The sequence below is a fragment of the Burkholderia sp. Leaf177 genome, from assembly GCF_001424345.1.
Classification (GTDB): Bacteria; Pseudomonadota; Gammaproteobacteria; order Burkholderiales; family Burkholderiaceae; genus Caballeronia.
In genome coordinates this window covers 52438-74030 of the sequence record NZ_LMPF01000023.1, presented here as the reverse complement: position 1 = coordinate 74030, position 21593 = coordinate 52438, and the positions used below count along the sequence as shown (strand labels likewise).

At 59.1% G+C, this 21593-nt stretch carries 27 protein-coding genes; 14 read left to right on the top strand and 13 right to left on the bottom strand.

Annotation, left to right across the window (positions count from 1 at the left end):
* Window positions 1-87: 87 nt before the first annotated feature.
* Window positions 88-519 (bottom strand): DUF1810 domain-containing protein, encoded by a 432-nt coding sequence (locus ASG35_RS21405; protein WP_056362380.1) that lies wholly within the window; start codon window positions 517-519, stop codon window positions 88-90.
* A gap of 125 nt (window positions 520-644) precedes the next feature.
* Here ASG35_RS21405 and ASG35_RS21400 point away from each other — a divergent pair, with 125 nt between their 5' ends.
* From ASG35_RS21400 to ASG35_RS21390, 3 genes are read left to right on the top strand one after another with little or no spacing between them, the layout of a single operon-like run.
* Entirely contained in the window at window positions 645-1571 is a 927-nt protein-coding gene (locus ASG35_RS21400; protein WP_056363705.1) for an ABC transporter ATP-binding protein, read from the top strand.
* Window positions 1568-2329 (top strand): ABC transporter permease, encoded by a 762-nt coding sequence (locus tag ASG35_RS21395; RefSeq protein WP_056362377.1) that lies wholly within the window; start codon window positions 1568-1570, stop codon window positions 2327-2329. The genes ASG35_RS21400 and ASG35_RS21395 overlap by 4 nt, the downstream gene beginning before the upstream one ends.
* Window positions 2330-2332: 3 nt before the next feature.
* Window positions 2333-2842, top strand: a complete 510-nt coding sequence (locus ASG35_RS21390; RefSeq protein ID WP_056362374.1) for a cupin domain-containing protein — start codon at window positions 2333-2335, stop codon at window positions 2840-2842.
* Between the two features lie 68 nt (window positions 2843-2910).
* Here ASG35_RS21390 and ASG35_RS21385 read toward each other — a convergent pair whose 3' ends face one another.
* Both ASG35_RS21385 and ASG35_RS21380 read right to left on the bottom strand, forming a co-directional pair.
* The gene (locus ASG35_RS21385) at window positions 2911-3114 is read right to left on the bottom strand and encodes a hypothetical protein (RefSeq protein ID WP_056362371.1); all 204 of its coding nucleotides are present in this window, start codon (window positions 3112-3114) and stop codon (window positions 2911-2913) included.
* 492 nt (window positions 3115-3606) lie between these two features.
* Window positions 3607-3981, bottom strand: a complete 375-nt coding sequence (locus tag ASG35_RS21380; protein ID WP_235527667.1) for a DUF3331 domain-containing protein — start codon at window positions 3979-3981, stop codon at window positions 3607-3609.
* A gap of 447 nt (window positions 3982-4428) precedes the next feature.
* On the opposite strand from ASG35_RS21380, the gene ASG35_RS21375 reads away from it, so the two are divergent.
* The gene (locus tag ASG35_RS21375; RefSeq protein WP_235527666.1) at window positions 4429-4917 is read left to right on the top strand and encodes an RcnB family protein; all 489 of its coding nucleotides are present in this window, start codon (window positions 4429-4431) and stop codon (window positions 4915-4917) included.
* A 98-nt stretch (window positions 4918-5015) separates the two neighbouring features.
* On the opposite strand, the gene ASG35_RS21370 is transcribed toward ASG35_RS21375, so the two are convergent.
* Window positions 5016-5600 carry a TetR/AcrR family transcriptional regulator gene (locus tag ASG35_RS21370; protein WP_056362365.1) on the bottom strand — a complete coding sequence of 195 codons (585 nt, stop codon included), beginning with the start codon at window positions 5598-5600 and terminating at the stop codon, window positions 5016-5018.
* 106 nt (window positions 5601-5706) lie between these two features.
* On the opposite strand from ASG35_RS21370, the gene ASG35_RS21365 reads away from it, so the two are divergent.
* Window positions 5707-6174, top strand: a complete 468-nt coding sequence (locus ASG35_RS21365) for a nuclear transport factor 2 family protein (RefSeq protein WP_056362362.1) — start codon at window positions 5707-5709, stop codon at window positions 6172-6174.
* Window positions 6175-6181: 7 nt separating this feature from the next.
* Here ASG35_RS21365 and ASG35_RS21360 read toward each other — a convergent pair whose 3' ends face one another.
* From ASG35_RS21360 to ASG35_RS21350, 3 genes are all read right to left on the bottom strand, one after another.
* Window positions 6182-7624 (bottom strand): UdgX family uracil-DNA binding protein, encoded by a 1443-nt coding sequence (locus ASG35_RS21360; RefSeq protein ID WP_056363701.1) that lies wholly within the window; start codon window positions 7622-7624, stop codon window positions 6182-6184.
* Window positions 7625-7681: 57 nt separating this feature from the next.
* Entirely contained in the window at window positions 7682-8893 is a 1212-nt protein-coding gene (locus tag ASG35_RS21355; protein ID WP_056362361.1) for a putative DNA modification/repair radical SAM protein, read from the bottom strand.
* 95 nt (window positions 8894-8988) lie between these two features.
* Entirely contained in the window at window positions 8989-10008 is a 1020-nt protein-coding gene (locus ASG35_RS21350; protein WP_056362359.1) for a transporter, read from the bottom strand.
* A gap of 223 nt (window positions 10009-10231) precedes the next feature.
* Between ASG35_RS21350 and ASG35_RS21345 the strand changes: the two genes are divergently transcribed.
* The 3 genes from ASG35_RS21345 to ASG35_RS21335 all read left to right on the top strand — a co-directional run bounded on the left by ASG35_RS21345 (window position 10232) and on the right by ASG35_RS21335 (window position 11721).
* Entirely contained in the window at window positions 10232-10564 is a 333-nt protein-coding gene (locus tag ASG35_RS21345) for a hypothetical protein (protein WP_056362357.1), read from the top strand.
* A gap of 180 nt (window positions 10565-10744) precedes the next feature.
* Window positions 10745-11182: a response regulator gene (locus ASG35_RS21340; RefSeq protein ID WP_056363699.1), complete on the top strand. Its 438-nt coding sequence runs from the start codon at window positions 10745-10747 to the stop codon at window positions 11180-11182.
* Window positions 11183-11451: 269 nt separating this feature from the next.
* Window positions 11452-11721: a hypothetical protein gene (locus ASG35_RS21335; RefSeq protein ID WP_056362353.1), complete on the top strand. Its 270-nt coding sequence runs from the start codon at window positions 11452-11454 to the stop codon at window positions 11719-11721.
* Window positions 11722-11871: 150 nt separating this feature from the next.
* Here ASG35_RS21335 and ASG35_RS21330 read toward each other — a convergent pair whose 3' ends face one another.
* Entirely contained in the window at window positions 11872-12831 is a 960-nt protein-coding gene (locus tag ASG35_RS21330) for a chemotaxis protein (protein WP_056362351.1), read from the bottom strand.
* Window positions 12832-13139: 308 nt separating this feature from the next.
* Between ASG35_RS21330 and ASG35_RS21325 the strand changes: the two genes are divergently transcribed.
* From ASG35_RS21325 to ASG35_RS21310, 4 genes are all read left to right on the top strand, one after another.
* Window positions 13140-13580, top strand: coding sequence for a CBS domain-containing protein (locus ASG35_RS21325; RefSeq protein WP_056362348.1), 441 nt, complete (start codon window positions 13140-13142; stop codon window positions 13578-13580).
* A gap of 189 nt (window positions 13581-13769) precedes the next feature.
* Window positions 13770-14780 (top strand): diacylglycerol/lipid kinase family protein, encoded by a 1011-nt coding sequence (locus ASG35_RS21320; protein ID WP_082508540.1) that lies wholly within the window; start codon window positions 13770-13772, stop codon window positions 14778-14780.
* Complete coding sequence (locus ASG35_RS21315; RefSeq protein ID WP_056362345.1) at window positions 14777-15625, top strand: metallophosphoesterase family protein; 849 nt, start codon at window positions 14777-14779, stop codon at window positions 15623-15625. Before ASG35_RS21320 ends, ASG35_RS21315 begins: the two co-directional genes overlap by 4 nt.
* Window positions 15622-16449: a phosphatase PAP2 family protein gene (locus ASG35_RS21310; RefSeq protein ID WP_082508539.1), complete on the top strand. Its 828-nt coding sequence runs from the start codon at window positions 15622-15624 to the stop codon at window positions 16447-16449. The genes ASG35_RS21315 and ASG35_RS21310 overlap by 4 nt, the downstream gene beginning before the upstream one ends.
* On the opposite strand, the gene ASG35_RS21305 is transcribed toward ASG35_RS21310, so the two are convergent.
* Window positions 16440-16838: a PPC domain-containing DNA-binding protein gene (locus ASG35_RS21305; protein ID WP_056362339.1), complete on the bottom strand. Its 399-nt coding sequence runs from the start codon at window positions 16836-16838 to the stop codon at window positions 16440-16442. The genes ASG35_RS21310 and ASG35_RS21305 overlap by 10 nt on opposite strands.
* 82 nt (window positions 16839-16920) lie before the next feature.
* Here ASG35_RS21305 and ASG35_RS21300 point away from each other — a divergent pair, with 82 nt between their 5' ends.
* Both ASG35_RS21300 and ASG35_RS21295 read left to right on the top strand, forming a co-directional pair.
* Window positions 16921-17310, top strand: coding sequence for an MAPEG family protein (locus ASG35_RS21300; protein WP_056362336.1), 390 nt, complete (start codon window positions 16921-16923; stop codon window positions 17308-17310).
* A 25-nt stretch (window positions 17311-17335) separates the two neighbouring features.
* Entirely contained in the window at window positions 17336-18010 is a 675-nt protein-coding gene (locus tag ASG35_RS21295; protein ID WP_056362333.1) for an alpha/beta hydrolase, read from the top strand.
* Here ASG35_RS21295 and ASG35_RS21290 read toward each other — a convergent pair.
* The 4 genes from ASG35_RS21290 to ASG35_RS21275 all read right to left on the bottom strand — a co-directional run bounded on the left by ASG35_RS21290 (window position 18007) and on the right by ASG35_RS21275 (window position 21394).
* Window positions 18007-18969: a nucleoside hydrolase gene (locus ASG35_RS21290; protein WP_056362330.1), complete on the bottom strand. Its 963-nt coding sequence runs from the start codon at window positions 18967-18969 to the stop codon at window positions 18007-18009. The genes ASG35_RS21295 and ASG35_RS21290 overlap by 4 nt on opposite strands.
* Entirely contained in the window at window positions 18966-19355 is a 390-nt protein-coding gene (locus tag ASG35_RS21285; RefSeq protein WP_056362327.1) for a cytidine deaminase, read from the bottom strand. Before ASG35_RS21285 ends, ASG35_RS21290 begins: the two co-directional genes overlap by 4 nt.
* A gap of 10 nt (window positions 19356-19365) precedes the next feature.
* A complete protein-coding gene (locus ASG35_RS21280; RefSeq protein ID WP_056362323.1) occupies window positions 19366-20643 on the bottom strand; it encodes a NupC/NupG family nucleoside CNT transporter in 1278 nt (425 codons plus the stop codon).
* 67 nt (window positions 20644-20710) lie between these two features.
* Window positions 20711-21394, bottom strand: a complete 684-nt coding sequence (locus ASG35_RS21275) for an HAD family hydrolase (protein ID WP_056363695.1) — start codon at window positions 21392-21394, stop codon at window positions 20711-20713.
* Window positions 21395-21593: the final 199 nt, after the last annotated feature.

The following is a 21593-nucleotide window of genomic DNA, read 5'->3' as shown; positions in this document are numbered from 1 at the left end:
CGAACCGCGAATCCTTGTGAGATCTGCCGGACACGAATAAGAACGCCGACGCGAATTGTAACGTTTTGGCTTACAGACCTTGTCGATTTACTTCAGCCGCGCCACCGTTCCCGCATCCGGTTCGCCGCCGAAATAGGTGTTCAGCGCAAGTTCGAACGGGGTTTTGTCGGTGGCGGCGTGGGCGAACAGGGTCATCGACGAATGGAATTTCAGATCGTCCGGATAGCCGAAAATCTGCTCCACCGAACGCCCTTCGAGCGCGTTCACAATTTGCGTCAGCACGCGCAGGCGTTCCCCGAGCACGGGATGATCGAGATACGCACGCGCCTCGTCCACTGAATTTATGGCGTAGCGGCGCGCCATTTCGCTGTGTCCAAGTCCCTGAATTTGCGGAAATACGAACCACATCCAGTGCGTGCGTTTCTTGCCGGTTTCGAGCTCCGATGTCACCGTTTCGAACAGCGGATTCTGGGCATCGACAAAACGTTGCAGATCGAATTGCTTGGGTGAATCGGTCATGACCGCCTCCAGATCGTTGCCGGAAAATGTTGCAAGCCACGTTCCCGCCGGATTGGCGTGGATCGGCCGATCAGTAATCCCGCCCGCTTGCGAACGATATGCCGCTTTCTGCTATCTTGGCGGCCATGCAAAACATCATCGAAATTTCGAATCTGTCGAAGAGCTATGCGTCCGGCTTCACGGCGCTGAAAAATGTCTCGCTCGACATCCGCCGCGGCGAGATTTTCGCGCTTCTCGGACCGAACGGCGCGGGCAAAACCACGCTGATCAGCATTGTGTGCGGGATCGTGAATCCCACGGAAGGCACCGTGCGCGTCAACGGTCACGGGATTATCTCCGACTACCGCGCCGCCCGCGCCATGATCGGCCTCGTGCCGCAGGAACTGACCACCGACGCCTTCGAATCCGTATGGGCGACCGTTTCGTTCAGCCGCGGCCTGTTCGGCAAACCGCCGAATCCGGCGCATATCGAAAAAGTGCTGCGCTCGCTGTCGCTGTGGGACAAGAAGGACAACAAGCTCGTCACGCTTTCCGGCGGCATGAAACGGCGCGTGCTGATTGCGAAGGCCTTGTCGCACGAACCGGAAATCCTTTTCCTCGATGAACCCACCGCCGGCGTCGACGTCGAATTGCGCCGCGACATGTGGAACCTGGTGCGCGGCCTGAAGGCGAACGGCGTGACGATCATCCTGACGACGCATTACATCGATGAAGCCGAGGAAATGGCGGATCGCATTGGCGTGATCAATCGCGGTGAAATCATCCTGATCGAGGAAAAAGCCGAACTGATGCGCAAGCTTGGCCAGAAAAAACTCGCGCTGCAACTGGAAGATGCAATCACGCAGATTCCCGCGGGTTTGAGCGGGTATCGGCTGGCTTTGTCGGCGGATGGTTGCGAGCTGACCTATACCTACGACGCGCAGGACGAACCCGGCCGCATCATCACATTGCTGAAAGATCTCGCCGATAACGGCATCCAGTTCAAGGACCTGCAAACGACGCAGAGCTCGCTGGAAGACATTTTCGTGAGCCTGGTCGGAGAGAAGAAATGAATATTCATGCAGTCCGGGCTATCTACAAGTTCGAAATGGCGCGCACGTGGCGCACGATCATGGGCAGCATTATCTCGCCGGTGATTTCCACGTCGCTATATTTTGTTGTGTTCGGCGCGGCCATCGGGTCGCGCATTCCCGAAGTGAACGGCGTAAGTTATGGCGCGTTCATTGTGCCTGGCCTCGTGATGCTTTCGCTTCTGACCCAGAGCGTTTCGAACGCGTCGTTCGGCATCTATTTTCCCAAGTTCACCGGGACCATTTACGAGCTGTTGTCCGCGCCCGTGTCATATCTGGAGATCGTCATCAGTTACGTCGGCGCGGCCGCGACCAAATCGATCATTCTCGGCCTGATCATTCTTGCGACCGCGCGGTTGTTCGTGCCGCTGCACGTGGATCATCCGTTCATGATGATCGTGTTCCTGCTGCTGACGGCCGTCACGTTCAGCTTGCTCGGTTTTATTATCGGCATCTGGGCGGACGGGTTCGAGAAGTTGCAGGTCATTCCGCTTCTGATCATCACGCCGCTGACGTTCCTGGGAGGAAGTTTTTATTCCATCGATATCCTGCCGCCATTCTGGAAAGCCGTCGCGCTGTTCAATCCGGTGGTGTACCTGATCAGCGGTTTTCGCTGGAGCTTCTACGGTATCGCCGATGTCAGCGTGGAAGTCAGCCTCATCATGACGCTGGTGTTTCTTGCTGTGTTTATCGGCGTGGTCGCGTGGATTTTCAAGACCGGCTACAAGCTGAAATCGTAAAGGATGCGAACTATGCGCGACGTGCTGATCGAAAAATTCAAGCTTCAGCCGCATCCTGAAGGCGGGTTTTTTCGCGAAACCTTTCGTGGCGCCGACGCGGTTTCGCGAGAGGAATCGCCGGAGGAGCGACGCTCGGCATCCACCTCGATCTATTACATGCTTTGCGACGGCGCGCATTCGGCATGGCATCGGATTCGATCGGACGAAGTCTGGCACTTCTACGCCGGCGAGCCGATCAACATTCACGTTATCGACGCAACCGGCCATTTGCATGCGCATCGGCTCGGCAACGCGCTGGTTCATGCCGATGCCGTGTTCCAGGCGGTCGTTCCGGCAGGGCACTGGTTCGCGGCGGAATTACGCGATCCGGAGTCCTTTGCACTGGTCGGCTGCACGGTCGCGCCGGGCTTCGAATTTAGCGAGTTCGAACTCGCCGATATCGACGTATTGGTCAAAGCGAATCCGCAACACGCGGATTTGATCCGTCGTTTAGGTCCTGCGTCGAACTTCTGAAGGCTTTGCAGACGAAAAAAAGCGGCGCTCTCTTCACCGAGGCGCCGCTTTTTTTCGATGCTGCTGCTTTATAGATTCGCTCGAACTGCGTCGCGCACGGCATCCATCATGCCGCCATGATTGAGCGGAATGTCGAGTGAATCGGCGTAGACGTCCTGAGCCGTCTTTGCACGTGCCTCGTTCGGCTCGCTGAACACTTGCGACTCGTACGCTGTGTCGGCTGACCGGATGGTGTCACGAGCTACGGCGCGCTGCGCTTGAAAACTCTTCACGATGAACTCCTTGCAGTGATGGAGCGGCGGGAGACTGCGATCCTACGCAATTGCGATGACAGATTTACGACCATGTCTTGCCGGCGCGCGCCGTCAGCCCTCTCAGGCCGCTTGCCGCTCGGCGTTGCGCATTGAGCAATCATGGTGCGGCTCTACAGTGTAATAGCTGTCACATGACTGCAATCGTACTTATGGCTTATGAAACGATGGAGTGAATATCAGCGCCTAGCGCGGAATTTGGCGTGGAATTTGCCATCGGAGAAGAACGGAGTTGAAGGCGCTGACGGCAATGCGGCAAAGGTTTTTCGTTGGCGCTTGCAACGCTGCGCATTCACACAAGACGTCGCGTAGGCGGATAAATGCTCGCCGACGAGAAGTTAAAGCAGCGTCTCATCATGAGCATGACGGGGCGCTGCTTTTCACATTGCGGAAATTCCATTCGCATCGTGCGGCGGCGTTTTCACCGCAACTTTTCGCGACTCGGCTGCTCGATTACGCGTGTTGATCCTGCAAGTCGGCGTCGCACGCTTCATTTTGTGGCATGGAAGCCGCGAGAATCATCGCCGATGCATTTTGCGGTTTCGGATCCCGCTGCGATGGCCGATACACCGCATCACCACGATGAATCGCTTCGCCGGTCAGGGCGCAGGCGCCATCGCTCGTCGCGGTGGTCACGCGCCAACCCTGATAACCGTAATGGCAAGTTGCTGCATCGGACCAATAAACAATGGCCGTAGCGCTGCTCGGCCGCTCGATTACTCGGACGACGGCTTCGGGAAAAGGCCTGCGTGATTGCGCCGGCGCCGCTACGACATGCGGATGATCGCGCTCCCACGCGCGCGTGAGCCGCTCTAAAAACGGGTGCACGGCCCTTTGTCGCGGGGCAGTTTCTGCCGCGTTCGAGTGGGTCGCTGTCAACGAGCGGACCGTCTGTTGCCACGGGTCCGCGCTTCTGGCTAACGCTGTCATGGTTCGTTCCTGGCATGGTTCACGCTCGAACTTACGCATTCAGCGTGTTCCGATAAATACCGTTCAGGTGAATACACTGTCTTGTTAGCGCGAATAATCGCAACAGAGCGTTATGCAATAAGGCTTTGCCCGATGTTGCATTGCGGCGCCGACAGTGATTGGAGACGATTGAAACTTTTAATTATTGCGATAGCGCGAAGATTTCTTGCTCGACATTCAGTGCGCGGTGTTTCTGCGAACGATTTGTGGGCGAACCGTAAGGTGTCAAACTTTGCGAGAAAGCCGTGGAATAGCTCTTGCGGACAGCATACTGGCTACCTACTAACAACACTGAACGAGGTATTCGTGAAGAGAAGCCATATCGCTGCAGCAGTTCTGTTTTCATCTCTGGGTCTGGCATCGGCGGCATTTGCACAGGGCAATCCCGGCGGTCACGACGATCACGGCGGTCCGCAGCAACGTCCTGGCGGTCAGCCGCAAGGCATGCAAGGTCACGGCAACGGTCATCAGGATCAGAATCAGGCGCAGAATCGCGGTCCGCAGGGAATGCCTGGCGGCCAGCACCATGACGACAACCGTCCGCCTCCGCGTGCGGATAACGGCCCGGGACGCGGCGGCCCCGGCATGCACGGCGACAGCCCGCGCGAATGGCGTCGTGGAGACAGGTTGCCCAGCGACTACCGCGATCGCCAGTACGTGGTGGACGATTACCGCGGATACGGATTGCAGCAGCCGCCGCGCGGATACCATTGGGTTGGCGTAGGAGGCGACTACGTGCTCGCAGCAGTCGCGACGGGCGTTATCGCTCAGATCGTGCTTAGCGGCGGACATTAAGTCCAAGCGGCGCGTGCTGCAAAGCGCGCGAAGCGTGGCAAAAGGGGCTGTTCCGATGACCCGGAACAGCCCCTTTTCTGTTGGTGTTCAAGGCGCGCTTACGTTCTGCCAATATCCGTAATTGCCTTCACCACGCGCGCCAGCGCTTTTAACGCGACTTCGGGCGAATCCTCGAACTGCGCACCGATAATCGCGCCATCCACCGCCATGGCCAACGCGCGTGCATCGGCTTTAGCGGTTCTCGATCCGGCAGGCAAGAGCGTCCTGATGACAGCCGCCATATCCAGCTTGTGACGGCGCGAGATATCGACGGCTTCGGGCAAGGTGCCGCCTACTTCCACCACTGCATTGATGAATGCGCAACCGCGATACACATCGCTCTTGAACCATTCCGCGAGCGCCGGCACGAGTGCGTCGGCGTGGCCGCCATGACGTTTGACGGCGGCCTCGAACCAATCCATCCAGTTCCGATGCCGGTACTCGAGAAACGCCACGATCAGATCGTTTTTCGCCGGATAGTATTTATAGAACGTCTTCTTCGCGACGCCCGATTCAGCGATCACGCGATCGATTCCCGTAGCGCGAATTCCATCGCGATAAAAGAGATCGTGGGCGGTGACGAGGATCCGTTCGGCGGGAGAAAGATCGGCCGCGAGGTCCGTAGTGGAAGCAAGTAGATTCATGATTCGATCATTGTAGACAGGTCTGTCTCCCTGCGCTAGAGTACGCCGGTAGACAGACCTGTCTACTCAAATAGAACCTGTTACTTAACCTCGCAAAGGACTCGTCATGGAAAGCAAACCGCCGTTTCCCCCATTCGATGCCGACACCGCCCGGCAGAAAGTCCGCCTGGCCGAAGACGGCTGGAATTCGCGAGATCCGAAGCGCGTTGCGCTGGCGTATAGCGAAGACACGCGCTGGCGGAATCGTGCGGAATTTGTTTCTGGACGCGCGGAAGTCGAGGCTTTTCTTGCCCGCAAATGGGCTCGCGAACTCGACTATCGGCTGATCAAGGAATTGTGGGCGTTTACCGGTTCGCGTATTGCGGTGCGCTTCGCCTACGAATGGCACGACGATTCGAAGAACTGGTTTCGCAGCTTTGGAAACGAGAATTGGGAATTCAACGAAGCAGGGCTGATGACGCATCGGCATGCAAGCATCAACGACTTGCCGATCAAGGAATCCGAACGTAAATACCATTGGCCGCTGGGTCGTCGCCCTGACGATCATCCTGGCCTGAGCGACCTCGGATTTTGAAGCACGTTCAGTCCGGACCATCCGCCAAGACCAGCTGTTGCGCGCGCTCCAGCGCCGAGACGATCACGTCGATGGCGCGATCGCGCGCGGCGTCGTCCTGCTGGCGAAGTGCGAACGAAGGGTGATAAGTCGTGACCAGCCAGCCGCCGTTGAAGGGCAAGGTTTTATCCAGATGACTGCCGAGCGTGGCCTGTTTTCCAATGAGGCTGTGCAGCGCCGTAGCGCCCAGCGCGACGATTACACGCGGCTTGATTGTCGCGAGTTCCTGTTCGAGCCAGACAGAACAGGCATCGACTTCACGCTGGGCCGGCGTTTTGTGCAGCCTCCGTTTGCCTCGCGGTTCCCACTTGAAGTGCTTGACCGCGTTGGTCATGTACACGCCGGAACGATCCAGCCCCGAGCGTTGCATGGCTGAATCGAGTAACTGTCCGGCCGGGCCGACGAAAGGCCGCCCCTTCAAGTCTTCCTGATCGCCTGGTTGCTCGCCGACCAGCATGATCGCGGCATCTGCCGGACCTTCGCCTTGCACGGCTTGCGTGGCGTCGCGCCAGAGTTCGCAGCGGCGGCAGGCATCGAGTGACGTGGTTGCATCGCGTGCAGGTTGCGCCTTTGCGGCTTCCATAACAATTGCCTTGCCGCTCGTCAGACTCATCGCGCCGACCGTGCTTGTCTGCGCTACTTTTCTGGCGCCGCTGCGCGCTTCGCTGATCATTTGCGGGATCAGCGCTCCCTCAGGCAACCCCTTCCAGAATCGCACCGGCATGTGCTGCTCCAGCGCAACCTCGTTGAGGCGCGCCGGGTTGAACGTGCTCTTGTAATAGGTCAGCCAGAGATTCTCGGCATCGTCTTCGTTCTCGGGAAGATGATCGGCGGCGAGCGCCGGACGTCGCTCGATGCGCATTTCCGTCCCGCTCCACATGGCAGCGCCGTGCGGCGTCGTGATCATCCACGACGAACGGCCCATGCGCTGCGCGAAATGGTCCGCGCTCCAGGCGAGGACATCGTGATCGGGCTCGTACCACGCGACATATTCCGGCGCGCCGAGGGCAGGATCGCGTTTGCGAAAACGCACGTACGCGATCATGTCGTGTTTCGCGCGTCGTACTGCCTTGGCCATCTTGTGCAGACGAACGCCATCTTCGTCGGCGGCAGATTCCACCGCGCGGTCGCCTTGCGCCCATCGCCAGATGAGTTTGTAGAGAAAGGCCCAGCGTTCGGGATCGCGGAACAGCGCAGCGTCCTTCAGCAAAGTCGCGAAAGTTTTCGAAATGGACAACGCAGGCGTGCCCTCGACCGATTCGATCGCGTCGATATCACTAAAAAGAGAAGGGGCGCTCTGGTCGCTGGCCTCCCGCCATTCGATGGTCTCCGGCGGCAACTTCTGCGTAAGCGCCGACAGCGCGGCGGTGCGCCACGTCGCATATTCTCCATCAATAACAATTGTCCGCATCAGCATCAGCGCACCGCCTCACAAGAGCGTCTCACAAGAGCGTCTCACGAGAGCGGCTCACAAGAGCGAAAGCTGAACCGGCGCCGCCGCGAGCGTGCGGCGCAGATGCGCGGACGAGACATCGCGGATCGGCGGTTTGTAGTCTTCCGTCGTGATGAACGGCCGCACTTTGTCCATGCTGCATCGAAGGCGCACGAGGTCGTCGTAGCGAATCTTTCGCGACCGGCGAAGGTCGACAATACGCTTCGCATTCCTCATGCCGATGCCCGGCACTCGCGCGATCAGCCGCAGCGCCGCGCGGTTCAGATCGACCGGAAAGCTTTCGCGATGCCCGAGCGCCCAGGCGAGCTTCGGATCGATATCGAGTGAAAGATTGCCCGGGCCTTCGAGCAATTCGGACGCGCTGAAGCCGTACCCGCGCATCAGGAAATCCGCCTGATACAGCCGATGCTCGCGCAACAGCGGCGGCGCCTGCAACGGCACGGCCGACGGACTATCCGGGATCGGACTGAAGGCCGAATAGTAGACGCGCTTGAGCTTGTACGATCCGTATAGCGTCTCGGCGGTGGCGAGAATGGTCTGGTCGTCGGTGGTATCGGCGCCCACGATCATTTGCGTGCTCTGTCCGGCCGGCGCAAAACGCGGCGCCTTCGGTTCGGCTTCCGATTCCTCTTGCGCCACGCGAATGGAGCTCATCGCGATCTTGATGGTGCGTCCGCTTTTTTCGGGCGCGAGGCGTTGCAGGCTGCCATCGGTCGGCAATTCGATGTTCACGCTCAGCCGGTCCGCGAACAAACCCGCTTGCGCGATCAAACCAGGATCGGCGTCGGGGATGGTTTTCAGGTGAATGTAGCCGCGAAATTGGTGGTCTTCGCGCAAGGATTGGGCGACGCGAACCAGTTGCTCCATGGTGTAGTTCGACGAGCGAATGATCCCGGAGCTGAGAAACAACCCGTCGATATAATTTCGCCGATAAAAATCCATCGTTAAATCGACGACTTCCTGCGGCGTGAAGCGAGCACGAGGCACATTGCTCGACCGCCTGTTCACGCAATATTGACAGTCGTACTGACAAAAGTTGGTCAGCAAAATCTTCAACAGGGAAACGCAGCGTCCATCCGGCGTGAAGCTGTGACAAATTCCCGAGCCCGTGCTGGCGCCGAGCCCTTCAAGACCACGCGATGTCCGCTTTGGCGCGCCGCTGCTTGCACAGGAAGCGTCGTATTTGGCGGCATCGGCGAGGATTTCCAGCTTTTCAGACAGCTCCATTCGGATCGCCAATACTGTATATGTGTACAGTATCTGCGTTCGGCATGGGTGAATGCAAGGTGAAAATTTGGAGACAGATCAGATGCTTATCGGACTTATTTTCCCCGCCTCCGATAAAACGCCCACCATCCGGCAAGCACGGTAAATGTCGCGACGATCGCGACCATCAGCCAGAAGCCATGCTTGTTTTCCGCGAGCGGAATGCCGCCCACGTTCATGCCCATGATCCCGGCAACAATGTTGATGGGCAGCGCCAGCACCGTGACCAGCGTCAGCGTGAACAGCGTGCGGTTGCTTTGCTCGTCCAGACGCGCGGCGATCTCTTCCTGCAGCAGCTTGATGCGTTCAACGAGCCCGGCAAGATCGCCGAGGACGAGGGAAAATTCTTCTGTCGCATCGCGCAGATCCTGCAAGTCGAGCGTCTGCAACCAGCGCGGCGGACGCGCCAGCAGCCGGAAAATCGATCCCGGCTCAGGCGCCAGCAGCCGCTGCAAGCGCACCAGCACCCGTCGCGACGCTCCCAGTTCGGAACGCGTGGCGGGCGCGCGCATCGAAAGAAAACGGTCCTCGACTTTGTCGATGTCGATGCTCGTGCGCCGTACGATCTGCACGAGCAATTCGGCCTGATCGCGCAAAAGGTGGATCAGCAGTTCGACCGTCGAGCGGAAAACTTCGCCTGCGCGCACGGCTTCCCGCAAGGTATCGATGGAACGCAGCGGTTTCAGCCGCGCCGTGACCAGCAGCTTTTCACGCGTGTAGACCCAGAGCGTGGCGATCTCGGACGGCGTTACGTCGAAATTGAACATCACGTCGTTGATCACGGCGAGCAGTGCGCCTTCCTGATGTTCGATGCGCGTGGAATGCGAGCCGTCGCGCAACGTTTCGAAGAAGGCGTCGGGCAGGTCGAGTTGTGTGCGCATCCAGCGCTCGCTCGCATTGTTCGCCAGGTCGAAATGCAGCCAGATGAAGTCGCCCGCGTCTTGGCCCGTTCTGCATTGCGCGAGCCAGTCGAGGGCGCCGGCGGAATCGATGGCAACGCCCGCCGCGTCTCCGGCGAAGCGAAAACCGCATACGAGACCGGAGAAATCGGAGGCATAAGGCAGGGCGGTGGTCATTGGCGGCTGGAGTAAAAAAACGGTTCAGCCGTCGATTGTCGGCGGCAAATGCGGGATTGCGAGCATCGTTTGTATCGGATTTGCGATACTGTTGGGCGATTGCAGCGTGACACGCAACGGACTTATGGCTGTCACGGCAAATCGTTAGACTCGCGCGGTGCAAGAAGGCCGTCGCGCGCAGCCTGACCCTTCTCGCTTCATTGCGCATCACGGGGAAATACATATGGAAGATCGCGTCGAACAGGACGAACCCACGCAGACTACGGCCGACGGATTGATGCGGCTGGCGGCAAGCATTGTCGAACTGGTGGGCGAGCAGGCTATCGACAGCCGTCTCGGCACGAAATTACTCAAACGGCTGGAGAAGGAAGCGAAGCTCGTGGCGGAGAACGGTCCGCAACCGCTGAACAAAACGCAGAAACGCACGATGCGCGAAGCGTTAGACAAACTGGACGAGGCATTGCGTCAGTCCGATGCAAACCTGCTGGTTCTCGCGAACGCAAAATTACGGTCAACGGACGAATCTTCCGGCAAGAAAGTCAAAACGAAGTCCTGAAAGTCCGCCTTACCTGCGTCCCACGATTCGTCGTGCGTGCCGCTAAAAACCGCTCGAGCCACTGCCAGATCATACGTTTTCCGCTGTCGCCAACACGTTCGGATGAATCGCGCATGACAAAGTAGTGGGTTGGCGCGAAAAATGCTGCGTTTGCTGCACTTGCAAAATATAGAGCGGTCAATGCTTTCAGTATCTTTCTCTCCGAAATGCGCCCTGTGGACGAATCGGAACGTCGACGCGGACCATGAACGATGGCGAATTCTCGTTGTTGACGACAACGCGGCGAGCGCTGAAGGCCTCGCGGCGGCGCTCAACGCCGATGGTTGCGACGCGCGTTATGCGCTGAGTGGCGTTGACGCATTACAGTCGATCGACAATTGGGTTCCGCATGTCGTCGTGCTTGATATCAGCATGCCGGAGCACGATGGTTTTGCGACAGCGCGTGTTCTGCGTCGAATCTCGCCAACGCGCAACGCGGGAATTATCGCGTTCACGGCGCTGGGCGAAGATTACGTCCGGTCGAAGGGCGTGCATGCGGGTTTCGATGGTTATTGCCAGAAGGGCAACGCGCCCGGCGTTCTGGTTCACCTGATTAGTCAGATCGTTCAGGTTCATTAATTTTTTAAGCCGGATGTGTTTTTCCGGCCTCTTTGTCCCCAATTTCCCGCCGCGCAAGTCTTTTACAGGCTTGCTTCTAGCGTTTCCGGACGGTCTATGAGCTGTCTCATTATTCTTCTATCCTGAATTGTGTATTGAAGTTTATGGGGATAAAAAACCGATAGTACGGGTATACACTGCTTTCATCGACGAAGCAGCAACGACTCAAAGCAAGACCGCTGCAACGCCTTGTGAATGGTCGTACCGTCCACCCTATATCGGAGCTCATCATGAAAAAGAATCTTCTCGCATCGTTGCTTATCGCCGCTACCGCTTCTATCGCCGTTCCGGCTTTCGCCAGCGGTTATGGTCCGGCACCGTCGTATCGTCCGTCGGTTGGCGCTCCGGCTTCGCAACAAGGCCAGAACACGCAAACGCTGGCTGCTGAAAGCCGCAATGCCGATGTCAATGCCTACGGCGGCGCGAAGTCGCTGACGCAATCAGGTTCGAGTAACCGTGACGGCAGCAACAAGTCGCAAGCCGTTTTCTTCGGTCAGTAATTTCAGGCTTCAGAACGCTCCTACGCGCACAACCGGCAAAAGCACCGCCGTCCTGATCGCGTAAAGCATGGCTGAATGACTGTGTAGTGCGACAAAGCCCGCTGGACGTAAGTCCAGCGGGCTTTGCCGTTTTGTTCTGCCAAAAGTGCTTCAGGTTCCGGTTTTCAGCGCATTGCGCATCACGGATGCAAGTTCGGCCGGCTTGAATTTCGATACGTAAGCGTTTGCACCCACCTTTCGCACGTGCTCCTCGTTCGCGGATCCCGACAACGACGAGTGAATGACGACCGGTATTGCTTGCATGCCGGCGTTTGCCTTGATGCGGCGCGTGAGCGTGAAGCCGTCCATTTCCGGCATTTCCAAATCGGTCAGCACGAGCGCGATTTCGTCCGATGCAAGGCGGCCTTCCGATTCAGCCTTGCGCTGCGTTTCTTCAAGCACGTTCCACGCTTCCTGGCCGCTCTTGGTCATGATGAACGACACGCCCATCGCTTGCAGGCTTTGCTCGATCAGGCTGCGCGCGACCCCGGAGTCGTCGGCGGCGAGCACCTTCGTTCCGGGTTTCAAGACCAGACGCCCCGTGCTGGACTCGCTGATCTCGTCTTCCGTTGACGGCAGTACGTCGCGCAGGATCTGCTCGACATCCAGCACTTGCGCGAGCCGCGATCCGTCCACGTTGCCGTCGAGCCGCGCGAAACTCGTCACTGTCCGTCCGCTCGAATGCGATTCCGCCGATAAAACCTGGTTCCACTCGAGCCGCACGATATCGTCGACTTCTTCCACGGCGAAGCCTTGCGTGGTGCGCGCAAATTCCGTCACGAGCAGGATCTTCGGCCCGTTTTTCGGCCGGCAACCCGTGACTTGCGCGAGATCGATTACTGGAATGATCTGGCCGCGGATATCGGCGACACCGAGAATCTCGGCATTCGCGCCGGCAACGACGGTGATTTCAGGCATCGCGAGAATTTCGCGCACCTTGAATACATTGATGCCGTAAAGCTCGCGCTGCTCCGAACCGGGCGCTTCGCCCAGGCGAAACAGGAGCAGCTCGAACATGTTGTTGCCGGCGAGCCGAACTCGCTGTTCGATATCGTGTTGTGAGCTGCTCAAAATGTTCTCCTGATCGATTTATGCCGGGCTTTGACCAGCCGGTTTCTGATTAGCGGCGCGCCTGCAGGAAACTGAAGCCCAATTGCAATGTTTATGGCACCGGCATTTCAACGCCGCGTGACATGCGTGCGGCTGTATCGGGATTGACCCTCGGACGGGGTAAAACCCATGTTTTCGAGCGTCCGGACGATGGGCAGGTGGCCTATACTTTTTGAATGGGCTGGGTAATTTGGTCGTAAGGTGAGCCAAGGCCCCGAGTCAAACGTCCGCCAGCCGGCAGGCGTTGCGCGGTTCAACGGAGGCGTTCGATGGCAACAGTCGCACAAGTTCTTAATTCGAAACCCGATCACACCATCTTCACGATTGCCGATACAGCTTCGGTCTACGACGCTATCGTCATGATGGCGGAAAAGCATATTGGCGCGCTGGTCGTCACGCACGGCGAAGCTATCGTCGGGATCATGACCGAACGTGATTACGCGCGCAAAGTCGTGCTGATGGACAGGGTTTCGCGGCAAACTCCCGTGCATGAAATCATGACGTCGCAAGTGCGGTTCGTGCGTCCTGACCAGACGACCGACGACTGCATGGCGCTCATGACCGAGAAACGCATGCGGCACTTGCCGGTAATCGATGGCGAAAAACTCGTCGGCATGATTTCGATCGGCGATCTGGTGAAAAACATCATCTCCGAGCAGCAGCTCACCATTCATCAGCTCGAAGGCTATATTCGCGGCGAGCATATGTAGCCGCAATCTTTATTAAGAAGCCGTATGGCACATCGTGTCACGCGGCTTCACTCCTTAATCAAAATGTAAGCTAATTGTTATAATTAACGGGCGCTGCTCGGCTGCCCGGTTTCCGGCTGATATCTGCCGGGCGGCGCGCCCGTTCAATCATCGAGTCATGCTCGATCCGACCTGACAGGAGCGCCATTCATGACGCCCGCCGAACTTTCCCCGTCAATAACGAAATCTGCTCCCGAGGCGCATCGGCCGCGAGTGATCGCTGGCGATGCGCCGTTTTTCATCGTGATGAACGCGGGTTCCGGGCGCAAGCAAAGCGACGAAACGCGCGCAGCGCTTGAAGAAACCCTGGGCCGCGCGGGGCGGCAGTTCGAGATCAGGCTGGTCGAAGACCCGTCGAAGCTCGTCGATACCGCCACGAACGCGGTCCGCGACGCGAAGGCGCAAGACGGCGTGGTTGTTGGCGCCGGCGGCGATGGGACACTGTGTGCCGTTGCAAGCGCGGTACTGGGCAGCGGATGTCCATTTGCCGTCTTGCCGCGAGGCACGTTCAATTACTTCAGCCGCGACCACGGCATTCCCGCCGATCCGGCCGAATCCATTCCCTTGTTGCTGAACGCGCGGGCGCATCCGGTGCAGGTCGGTTTTGTCAACGACCGCATGTTCCTTGTCAACGCAAGCCTTGGCTTGTATCCGAAGTTGCTCGAGGACCGTGAACTGTACAAACAGCAGTTCGGCCGCAGCCGCTTGATCGCCCTATGGTCCGCCGCTGTGACGTTGTTGCGGCCGCATCGGCATTTGCGTTTGCATATAGAACACGATGGCACAATGCAGGAGATCCGGACTTCGACATTGTTTGTCGGCAACAATCGTCTGCAGCTCGAACAGATCGGCATGGCCGAAGCGCCGCAGCTGGAACGAGGGTTGCTCGCCGCCATTGCACCGCGCGCGATCGGGCGGCTTGCGCAGATCGCGCTGACCTTGCGCGGCGCGACGGGCAGGATGAGCGATGCAGACAATGTCGTCAGCTTCGCGTTCGATCACATCACGGTGACGCATCCAACAAAAAGGCCTCGGCCCGTGAAGATCGCGACCGATGGCGAAGTGACCTGGATGAACATGCCGCTCGAATTTCGCGTCGCCTCCGAGCCGTTGTTTCTGCTCAAACCCGAGGCCGATGTCGCCAACGCTAACCGCTCATGACCCTGCTGCTGCAAATTTCCGATCCCCACTTCGGCACCGAACAACCGCCGGTCGTGGAAGCGTTGCTGCGTCTTGCAGACCTTCATCGTCCGGATCTCGTGGTCATGTCCGGCGACATTACGCAGCGCGCGCGGCGTGCACAATTTAGCGCGGCTCGCGCTTTCGTCGATAAATTCGGTGCGACGCCGTTCGTGATCGTGCCTGGTAATCACGATATCCCGCTCTTCAACGTTTTCGCGCGCGCGATGCATCCGTATGCAAATCATCGGCGCGTGTTCGGGCACGACCTGGAACCCGTGTTCGAGTCCGACGCGGTTCTAGTGATCGGGGTGAATACGACGCGGCCGTATCGTCATAAGGATGGCGAAGTATCGGTGGAACAGGCTGAGCGTGTGGCGCGACGGCTCGAGCGTGCGGCGCCCGGGCAATTGCGCGTGATCGTCACGCACCAGCCGGTCCTCGCCGCGCGCGCGAACGACGTGCATAACCTTTTGCATGGCCGCGAACATGCGGTCCGGCGCTGGGCGTTAGCGGGCGCCGATCTGATCATGGGCGGACATATTCACCTGCCTTATGTATTGCCGTTGCATGCCGCGTACAAGGATTTGCCGCGGCGCATGTGGGCCGTGCAGGCGGGGACTTCGTTGTCCTCGCGCGTTCGCGGTGCGGTGCCGAATTCGGTGAACCTGATCGAATACGATAACGCCTCGGCTGCAGGCAATCGACGTGCGGTCATCGCTCGATGGGACTTCAATAGCGAGCTTTCATCGTTTGAACCGGTTACGCGGCACGAGCTGGATTTCGATACCGAAACGCTCGACTTACCCGTGGCTACGCTCTCGTGAACCAGCCAGACCCGAGATACGCCGGCGCGATACACGCGGCGCATGTGGCGGGAGAGCACGCGCTCGCGGTGTATGGCGCGGCGCTTGTGATAGCGATTCTTGTCGTTCTCGGCGCATGGCAGCTCGTGCGCCGCTACGGGTTGCCGCGCGAAAAGGGCGGATTGTCGCCGCGTATCTTGCTTGTCATTCATCTGGCGGCGAGCTTTGCGATCATCGTCGGGGCGGCCGCATTGTTTGCTGCTATCGCCGATGAAATTGGCGACGGCGAGACGCTCGGATTTGCGGATCAGGCGTTCGCGGACGGGATCGCGCAAAGCGTTCCTATCGATGTAATCAGGATCTTTGCGCGCGTTACGCATCTCGGCGATCCATGGCTGCTCGCCGTATGGTGCGTGCTTGGCGCAGCGCTGCTGGTCTGGCGCAAGAAGCGCGCGGTTGCGATTGGTTTCGTGATTGCGATCGCCGGCAATGGCGTGCTGAACACTACGCTCAAGCGCATCTTCGAGCGCGTGCGGCCGGTGCACGACCGCGAGATCGTCACCGCCGATGGCTGGAGTTTTCCGAGCGGCCATGCATCGGGCGCACTCGTGACTTACGGCATGATCGCGTACGTGCTGATGACCGTCATGCCCGCGCGTTGGCGTCTGCCCGCAGCAATGTTGGCTACGGTCATCGCCGTCACGACCGCAAGCAGCCGCGTGTTTTTGCGCGTGCATTTTGCAAGCGACGTGCTGGCGGGTTTCGCATCGGGCACGGCGTGGCTGGCGGCGTGCATCGTGAGCATTGAACTCATGCGCCGATACTGGCGCACGCGTCAGGTTTGACGGTGTATCGATAATTCCGGGAAGCCGGTGGCGGAATCGAACTCGCGGGAAAAGCGGAAGCTGTCGAGGCTTGCGAGCAGGATCTCCGCCGTGGTCCTGACAATGCATCCCGGCGATACATGGCCGCCGTACACGCGGCCGGTGGAGTCCGAGACGGACATGTGCAGGTGCGCGCCGTCGGGACCAAGCGAGCCGGCCAGCGTGAGGATTTCAAGGTCGCGTTCGAGTAGCGTGGGTTGATCGATACCGGCATAACGCAGGTTCGCCGCGCTCAGGCTACCGATACCTTGAAGCACGAACGCCGCGTTTATTGCCTGGTTTCGTGCGATGGCTTCGAGCGTGTTGCGCAGGTCGTCGCCGGGCACGAGTCGCACTGGAAGGGTTTGCATGAGTCAATTCCGCGTGTCTGCAGGTGCTTCAATGATGGCATGATGAATCCGGTTTCGCCCGCAATCAACCTGAAGAGCAACCATGACAACAGAACTCCATATCCTTGCCTGGGCGCTGGTGCTTGCGCTGATCCAGGTGCTGCTGCCATCGGTTTTGCGCAGCCGCGAGACCGGTCTTGGTTATAACGCCAGTGCGCGCGACAAGCCGGCAGCGCCGCCCGGCAAGCTGACCGGCAGGCTCATGCGCGCGCAAGCGAACCTGTTCGAAACGCTGCCTGTTTTTGCCATCGCCATTTTGATTACGCACATGGTGGGCCGCGAAGGCCCGCTGACGCTCACGGGCGCGTGGATTTACATCATCGCTCGGGTGGCTTACGTGCCTGTGTACGCAGCGGGAATTCCTTTCCTGCGCTCGCTCATCTGGGTCGTCTCCCTGGTCGGCATCATGCTCATTCTTGTTCCCATCATTTGAAGCTATTTAAACCGGAGTCCCGTTCATGACCGAATTGTTGTCCACCATCGACGTGGAAACCGCGCCGAATCCCGAGTTCGCCGTGATCCTGATGCACGGCCTGGGCGCCGATGCCAACGACTTCATTCCGCTCGTGCCCGAATTGCGTCTGGGCGATTTGCCGGGGGTGCGCTTCGTGTTTCCGAACGCCCTGGAAATGCCGGTGACCGGCAACAACGGTTATGTGATGCGCGCGTGGTACGACATCCTGTCGTTCGAAGGCGTGAACCGGCGTGTCGATGAAGCCGGCCTGACGGCGTCGTGCGACCGTATTCGCGATCTGATCGCGCGTGAGAACGAGCGCGGCATTCCGACATCGAAGATCTTTCTCGCCGGCTTCTCGCAAGGCGGCGCGATGACCTATACAGCGGGCCTGACGCATCCGGAAAAGCTGGCGGGTTTGATTGTGTTGTCGGGATATGTGCCGTCGCCGGGTTTGATCGATGCAACGTTTAGCGAAGCAAATCGCGACACGCCGATCTTCGCCGCGCATGGCACGCAGGATCCGGTGCTTCCGCTGGAACTGGCCGAGCAGGGGCGCGACTTCGTGCTGTCTCATGGATGCAAGATCGAGTGGCATCAATATCCAATGCCCCATTCGGTGTGCGCCGAGGAAGTCGAGGCGTTGCGCGCGTGGTTCGGCGTGCAACTGAGCAGTTAGAGCGCTTTAAAGAAGGTCTTTTTGTACAAGTCGAGCATGCCGGCGGCATCCACGCCAACGCACACTGACTGCGCCGGACGATCATCCCAGTCCGGCGCGGGCGCCTTCATGGTCATCGGTTTCTGAATCGTTTGTCCTGTCGCGATACCGCTCGTCACCACGCGCACCGGACCCTTGCGCACCGTGTACAGATGCGGCGCGAGCACATACGCCACCGCCGATGAATCGTGCACATAGATGCCTTCAAGTCCCGCGCTGTCCTTGTGAAACTGCGCGTAATGACGCGATACGTCCCACACGAAACGGCCGGCGTCGTCATGCTCGCCGAAGTCCTCGAGCCATGCGTTCGGCATGATCGTTTCTTGTGTGACGTCGAGACCGACCATGGTTACCGGCCACGCAGCGCCGAGCACGATATCGGCGGCATCGGGATCGCACATGATGTTGGCTTCCGCTGCCGGCGATACATTGCCGAGCACGCCTGCCGTGCCAAACGCGCCGCCCATGATCACGACCTGCTTCACGAGTGTTGCGATTTGCGGATCGGCTTCGAGCGCGAGGGCGAGATTTGTCAGCGGACCGACCGCGATCAGCGTCACTTCGCCCGGTTGGGCGCGAATGGTATCGATAATGAATCGATGCGCGGAGCGAGCGTCCAACGACGTATCGCCCGGTTCGCCCAGCTCGATATTCCCCAGCCCGTTGTCGCCATGAATCCAGCCGAGTGGCGCAGGCGGCGCGCGATGCAACGGCGCCGCGGTGCCACGCGCGACCGGCACGCCGGGGCAAAAGCGCGAGCGCAGATATAGCGCGTTGGACGTGGTGGTATCGATCGTGGCATTGCCATAGACGCTCGTGATCCCAAGCAATTCAATATCCGGATGCAGCGTCTGGAAAACAAGCGCCATGGCGTCATCGACACCCGGATCCGTGTCGTAGATAACCTTGTGTCGTGTCATAGGTAAAACGCGTCCGGAAGCTGTTCGCGCGCGGTCGTGTCGCGTATCACGCCCGCGAGATTGCCGAGGCGAATGAACAGATCGGGACCGCCCAGTTCAATGATTACCTGACGGCACGCGCCACACGGCGCAATGGGGCCGTCGGTGTCGCCGATCACGGCAAGCGCCGCGAAATCATCGCGTTTGCAACCCGCCGCAATGGCGCTGAAAAACGCGGTGCGTTCCGCACAATTGCACAATCCGTACGATGCGTTTTCCACGTTGCAGCCATCGAAAACGCGGCCGTCTTTTGTCAGCAGCGCAGCGCCGACCTTGAACTTTGAATAGGGCGCGTAGGCCCGTTCGCGTGCGGTTTTCGCACGTTCGAGCAATTGTTCCATGGTCATGATTTCTTCCTTAATTAAGCGTCAGGAACATGCCCGCGATCGTCGCGCTCATCAGGTTCGAGAGCGTGGCGGCGAGCACGACGCGCAGGCCGTAGCGCGCCACTTCCGCGCGCCGTTCCGGCGCAACCGCGCTGAAGCCGCCGGTCAGCACGGCGATGGACGCGAAGTTCGCGAAGCCGCACAGCGCGAATGACAAGATTGCTATGGTACGCGGATCGAGCACCTGCAAGCCAGCCGCGGCGACGCTTGCGGAGTCCTTCAAATACGGCGAAAGCGATGCATACGCCACGAACTCGTTCAGAATTATTTTCTGGCCGAGAAAATTCCCGGCGAGCGCTGCCTGGTCCCACGGCACGCCAATCAGGTACGCAAGCGGCGAGAAGATGGCGCCGAGCACGGATTGCATCGACAGATGCGGTGCGCCGAACCAGCCGCCAATTCCGCCAACGATTCCGTTCAACAACGCAATCAGGCCAACGAACGCAATCAACATCGCGCCGACCATCACCGCAATCTTGAGGCCCACGGTCGCGCCTGAACTCGCCGCTTCAATGACGTTGGCGGGACGTTTTTCATCGAAGCTGAGATGCTCGAGCGTGACGCGGCTTGCTTCGGTCGATGGATGGAGAATCTTCGCGAACAGCAATCCACCGGGCACCGCCATGAACGAAGCGGCGAGCAAGTATTCCACTTTCACGCCGAGCCCCGCGTAGCCCGCGAGCACGGAACCGGCCACCGCCGCCATGCCGCTCGACATCACGGCGAACAATTCCGCGCCGGTCATGTCGCGAACGAACGGCTTCACGACGGCGGGCATTTCGCTTTGCCCGAGGAAGATGGTGGTCACGGCCGAAAACGATTCGAGCTTCGACACTCCCAGCAGCTTCTGGAAGATCGTGCCGAGAATGATGACGATCCAGCGCATGACGCCGAGATAGTAGAGCACCGCGATCAATGCGGTCACGAAGATGATGGCCGGCAGGACACGCACGGCGAAGACAAATCCGCCGTCGCCGAAGATCTGGAACATCTTCGATTGCACCAGCCCGCCGAACAGGAATTCGATGCCGGCGTTGCCATACCCCAGCACGTGATTCACGCCTGCCGCGGCTGCGGCCAGCACGCTTTTGCCGAATGGCACGAACAAGATGAACGCGCCAATGCCGATCTGCGCGAGCAACGCGGGTACGACGGTGCGCAGCCGAATGCCGCGGCGGTTGTTGGAAAAAATAAACGCGATGAACAGCAGGACGGCAATGCCAAGCAGGTTGCGGGCGATCAGGGCCATGTCTCTTTACGTCTGTTGTAAGAATGGCCGAGATGCTACGCCATATGGCGGATGAATAAAACCGGGCTTACGCAAAGAGTTCCATGACCGGCCAGTTGCGTTCGGCCGCGATCGCTCGAAGCCTGCGATCGGGATTGGTCGCGACCGGATGCGTGACGCGTTCCATGAGCGGCACGTCGTTGACTGAATCGCTGTAGAAGTAGCTTTCCTTGAAGTCGTCCAGCTTCAATCCCTGCGATGCAAGCCATTGCTCGGTCCTGACAATCTTGCCTTCGCGAAACGTCACGACGCCCACGGAACGGCCGGTGTATCGCCCGAGTGGATCGTTGTGTTCGGTATCGAGGTCGATAGCCAGCAGATGCTCCATGCCCAGCGCCTTCGCTATTGGCGCGGTGACGAACGCATTGGTTGCCGTCACGATGCAGCAGAGGTCGCCTGCATCCAGATGACGGCGCACCAACCCGAGCGCTTCCGGGCGGATGGCGGGTTCGATGACCGTCTTCATGAACGTGGCGTGCCACGCATCGAGATCCGCGCGCGAATGCCGGGCGAGCGGCGCAAGCGTCAGCTTCAGATAACCGTCCATGTCGAGCTTGCCGGCTGCGTACTGCTGATAGTACGCATCGATCTCTTTCGCGTGATCGGCACTGCCTTCGAAACCGAGCGTGGCGTAGAAGCGCGCCCACGATTGATCGCTGTCCAGCGGCAGCAGCGTATGGTCCAGATCAAACAGCGCGAGAGTTCGGCTCATGTCTTTGTTCATGCTTGCGGCCCTTGAATTGCAGATGAAAAACGCGACAGAACGCGAAGCCATTCGATGATCCGCGCCGGCATTGACAAGTGCGGTCGATCGTATCGGTGAATACCCAAAACTACAACATTGCAAAATTGTACAACTCGTTTGCATGGCATCATGTGTCAACGGCATGACAGTTGGAACGAATAACGGA

What these genes read in the sequence shown, in the direction of transcription:
- ASG35_RS21405 (WP_056362380.1), bottom strand. Translation starts at nt 519, where the DNA reads ATGACCGATTCACCCAAGCAATTCGATCTGCAACGTTTTGTCGATGCC.
- ASG35_RS21400 (WP_056363705.1), top strand. Translation starts at nt 645, where the DNA reads ATGCAAAACATCATCGAAATTTCGAATCTGTCGAAGAGCTATGCGTCC.
- ASG35_RS21395 (WP_056362377.1), top strand. Translation starts at nt 1,568, where the DNA reads ATGAATATTCATGCAGTCCGGGCTATCTACAAGTTCGAAATGGCGCGC.
- ASG35_RS21390 (WP_056362374.1), top strand. Translation starts at nt 2,333, where the DNA reads ATGCGAACTATGCGCGACGTGCTGATCGAAAAATTCAAGCTTCAGCCG.
- ASG35_RS21370 (WP_056362365.1), bottom strand. Translation starts at nt 5,600, where the DNA reads ATGAATCTACTTGCTTCCACTACGGACCTCGCGGCCGATCTTTCTCCC.
- ASG35_RS21365 (WP_056362362.1), top strand. Translation starts at nt 5,707, where the DNA reads ATGGAAAGCAAACCGCCGTTTCCCCCATTCGATGCCGACACCGCCCGG.
- ASG35_RS21360 (WP_056363701.1), bottom strand. Translation starts at nt 7,624, where the DNA reads ATGCGGACAATTGTTATTGATGGAGAATATGCGACGTGGCGCACCGCC.
- ASG35_RS21355 (WP_056362361.1), bottom strand. Translation starts at nt 8,893, where the DNA reads ATGGAGCTGTCTGAAAAGCTGGAAATCCTCGCCGATGCCGCCAAATAC.
- ASG35_RS21350 (WP_056362359.1), bottom strand. Translation starts at nt 10,008, where the DNA reads ATGACCACCGCCCTGCCTTATGCCTCCGATTTCTCCGGTCTCGTATGC.
- ASG35_RS21345 (WP_056362357.1), top strand. Translation starts at nt 10,232, where the DNA reads ATGGAAGATCGCGTCGAACAGGACGAACCCACGCAGACTACGGCCGAC.
- ASG35_RS21340 (WP_056363699.1), top strand. Translation starts at nt 10,745, where the DNA reads ATGCTTTCAGTATCTTTCTCTCCGAAATGCGCCCTGTGGACGAATCGG.
- ASG35_RS21335 (WP_056362353.1), top strand. Translation starts at nt 11,452, where the DNA reads ATGAAAAAGAATCTTCTCGCATCGTTGCTTATCGCCGCTACCGCTTCT.
- ASG35_RS21325 (WP_056362348.1), top strand. Translation starts at nt 13,140, where the DNA reads ATGGCAACAGTCGCACAAGTTCTTAATTCGAAACCCGATCACACCATC.
- ASG35_RS21320 (WP_082508540.1), top strand. Translation starts at nt 13,770, where the DNA reads ATGACGCCCGCCGAACTTTCCCCGTCAATAACGAAATCTGCTCCCGAG.
- ASG35_RS21315 (WP_056362345.1), top strand. Translation starts at nt 14,777, where the DNA reads ATGACCCTGCTGCTGCAAATTTCCGATCCCCACTTCGGCACCGAACAA.
- ASG35_RS21305 (WP_056362339.1), bottom strand. Translation starts at nt 16,838, where the DNA reads ATGCAAACCCTTCCAGTGCGACTCGTGCCCGGCGACGACCTGCGCAAC.
- ASG35_RS21300 (WP_056362336.1), top strand. Translation starts at nt 16,921, where the DNA reads ATGACAACAGAACTCCATATCCTTGCCTGGGCGCTGGTGCTTGCGCTG.
- ASG35_RS21295 (WP_056362333.1), top strand. Translation starts at nt 17,336, where the DNA reads ATGACCGAATTGTTGTCCACCATCGACGTGGAAACCGCGCCGAATCCC.
- ASG35_RS21290 (WP_056362330.1), bottom strand. Translation starts at nt 18,969, where the DNA reads ATGACACGACACAAGGTTATCTACGACACGGATCCGGGTGTCGATGAC.
- ASG35_RS21285 (WP_056362327.1), bottom strand. Translation starts at nt 19,355, where the DNA reads ATGACCATGGAACAATTGCTCGAACGTGCGAAAACCGCACGCGAACGG.
- ASG35_RS21280 (WP_056362323.1), bottom strand. Translation starts at nt 20,643, where the DNA reads ATGGCCCTGATCGCCCGCAACCTGCTTGGCATTGCCGTCCTGCTGTTC.
- ASG35_RS21275 (WP_056363695.1), bottom strand. Translation starts at nt 21,394, where the DNA reads ATGAGCCGAACTCTCGCGCTGTTTGATCTGGACCATACGCTGCTGCCG.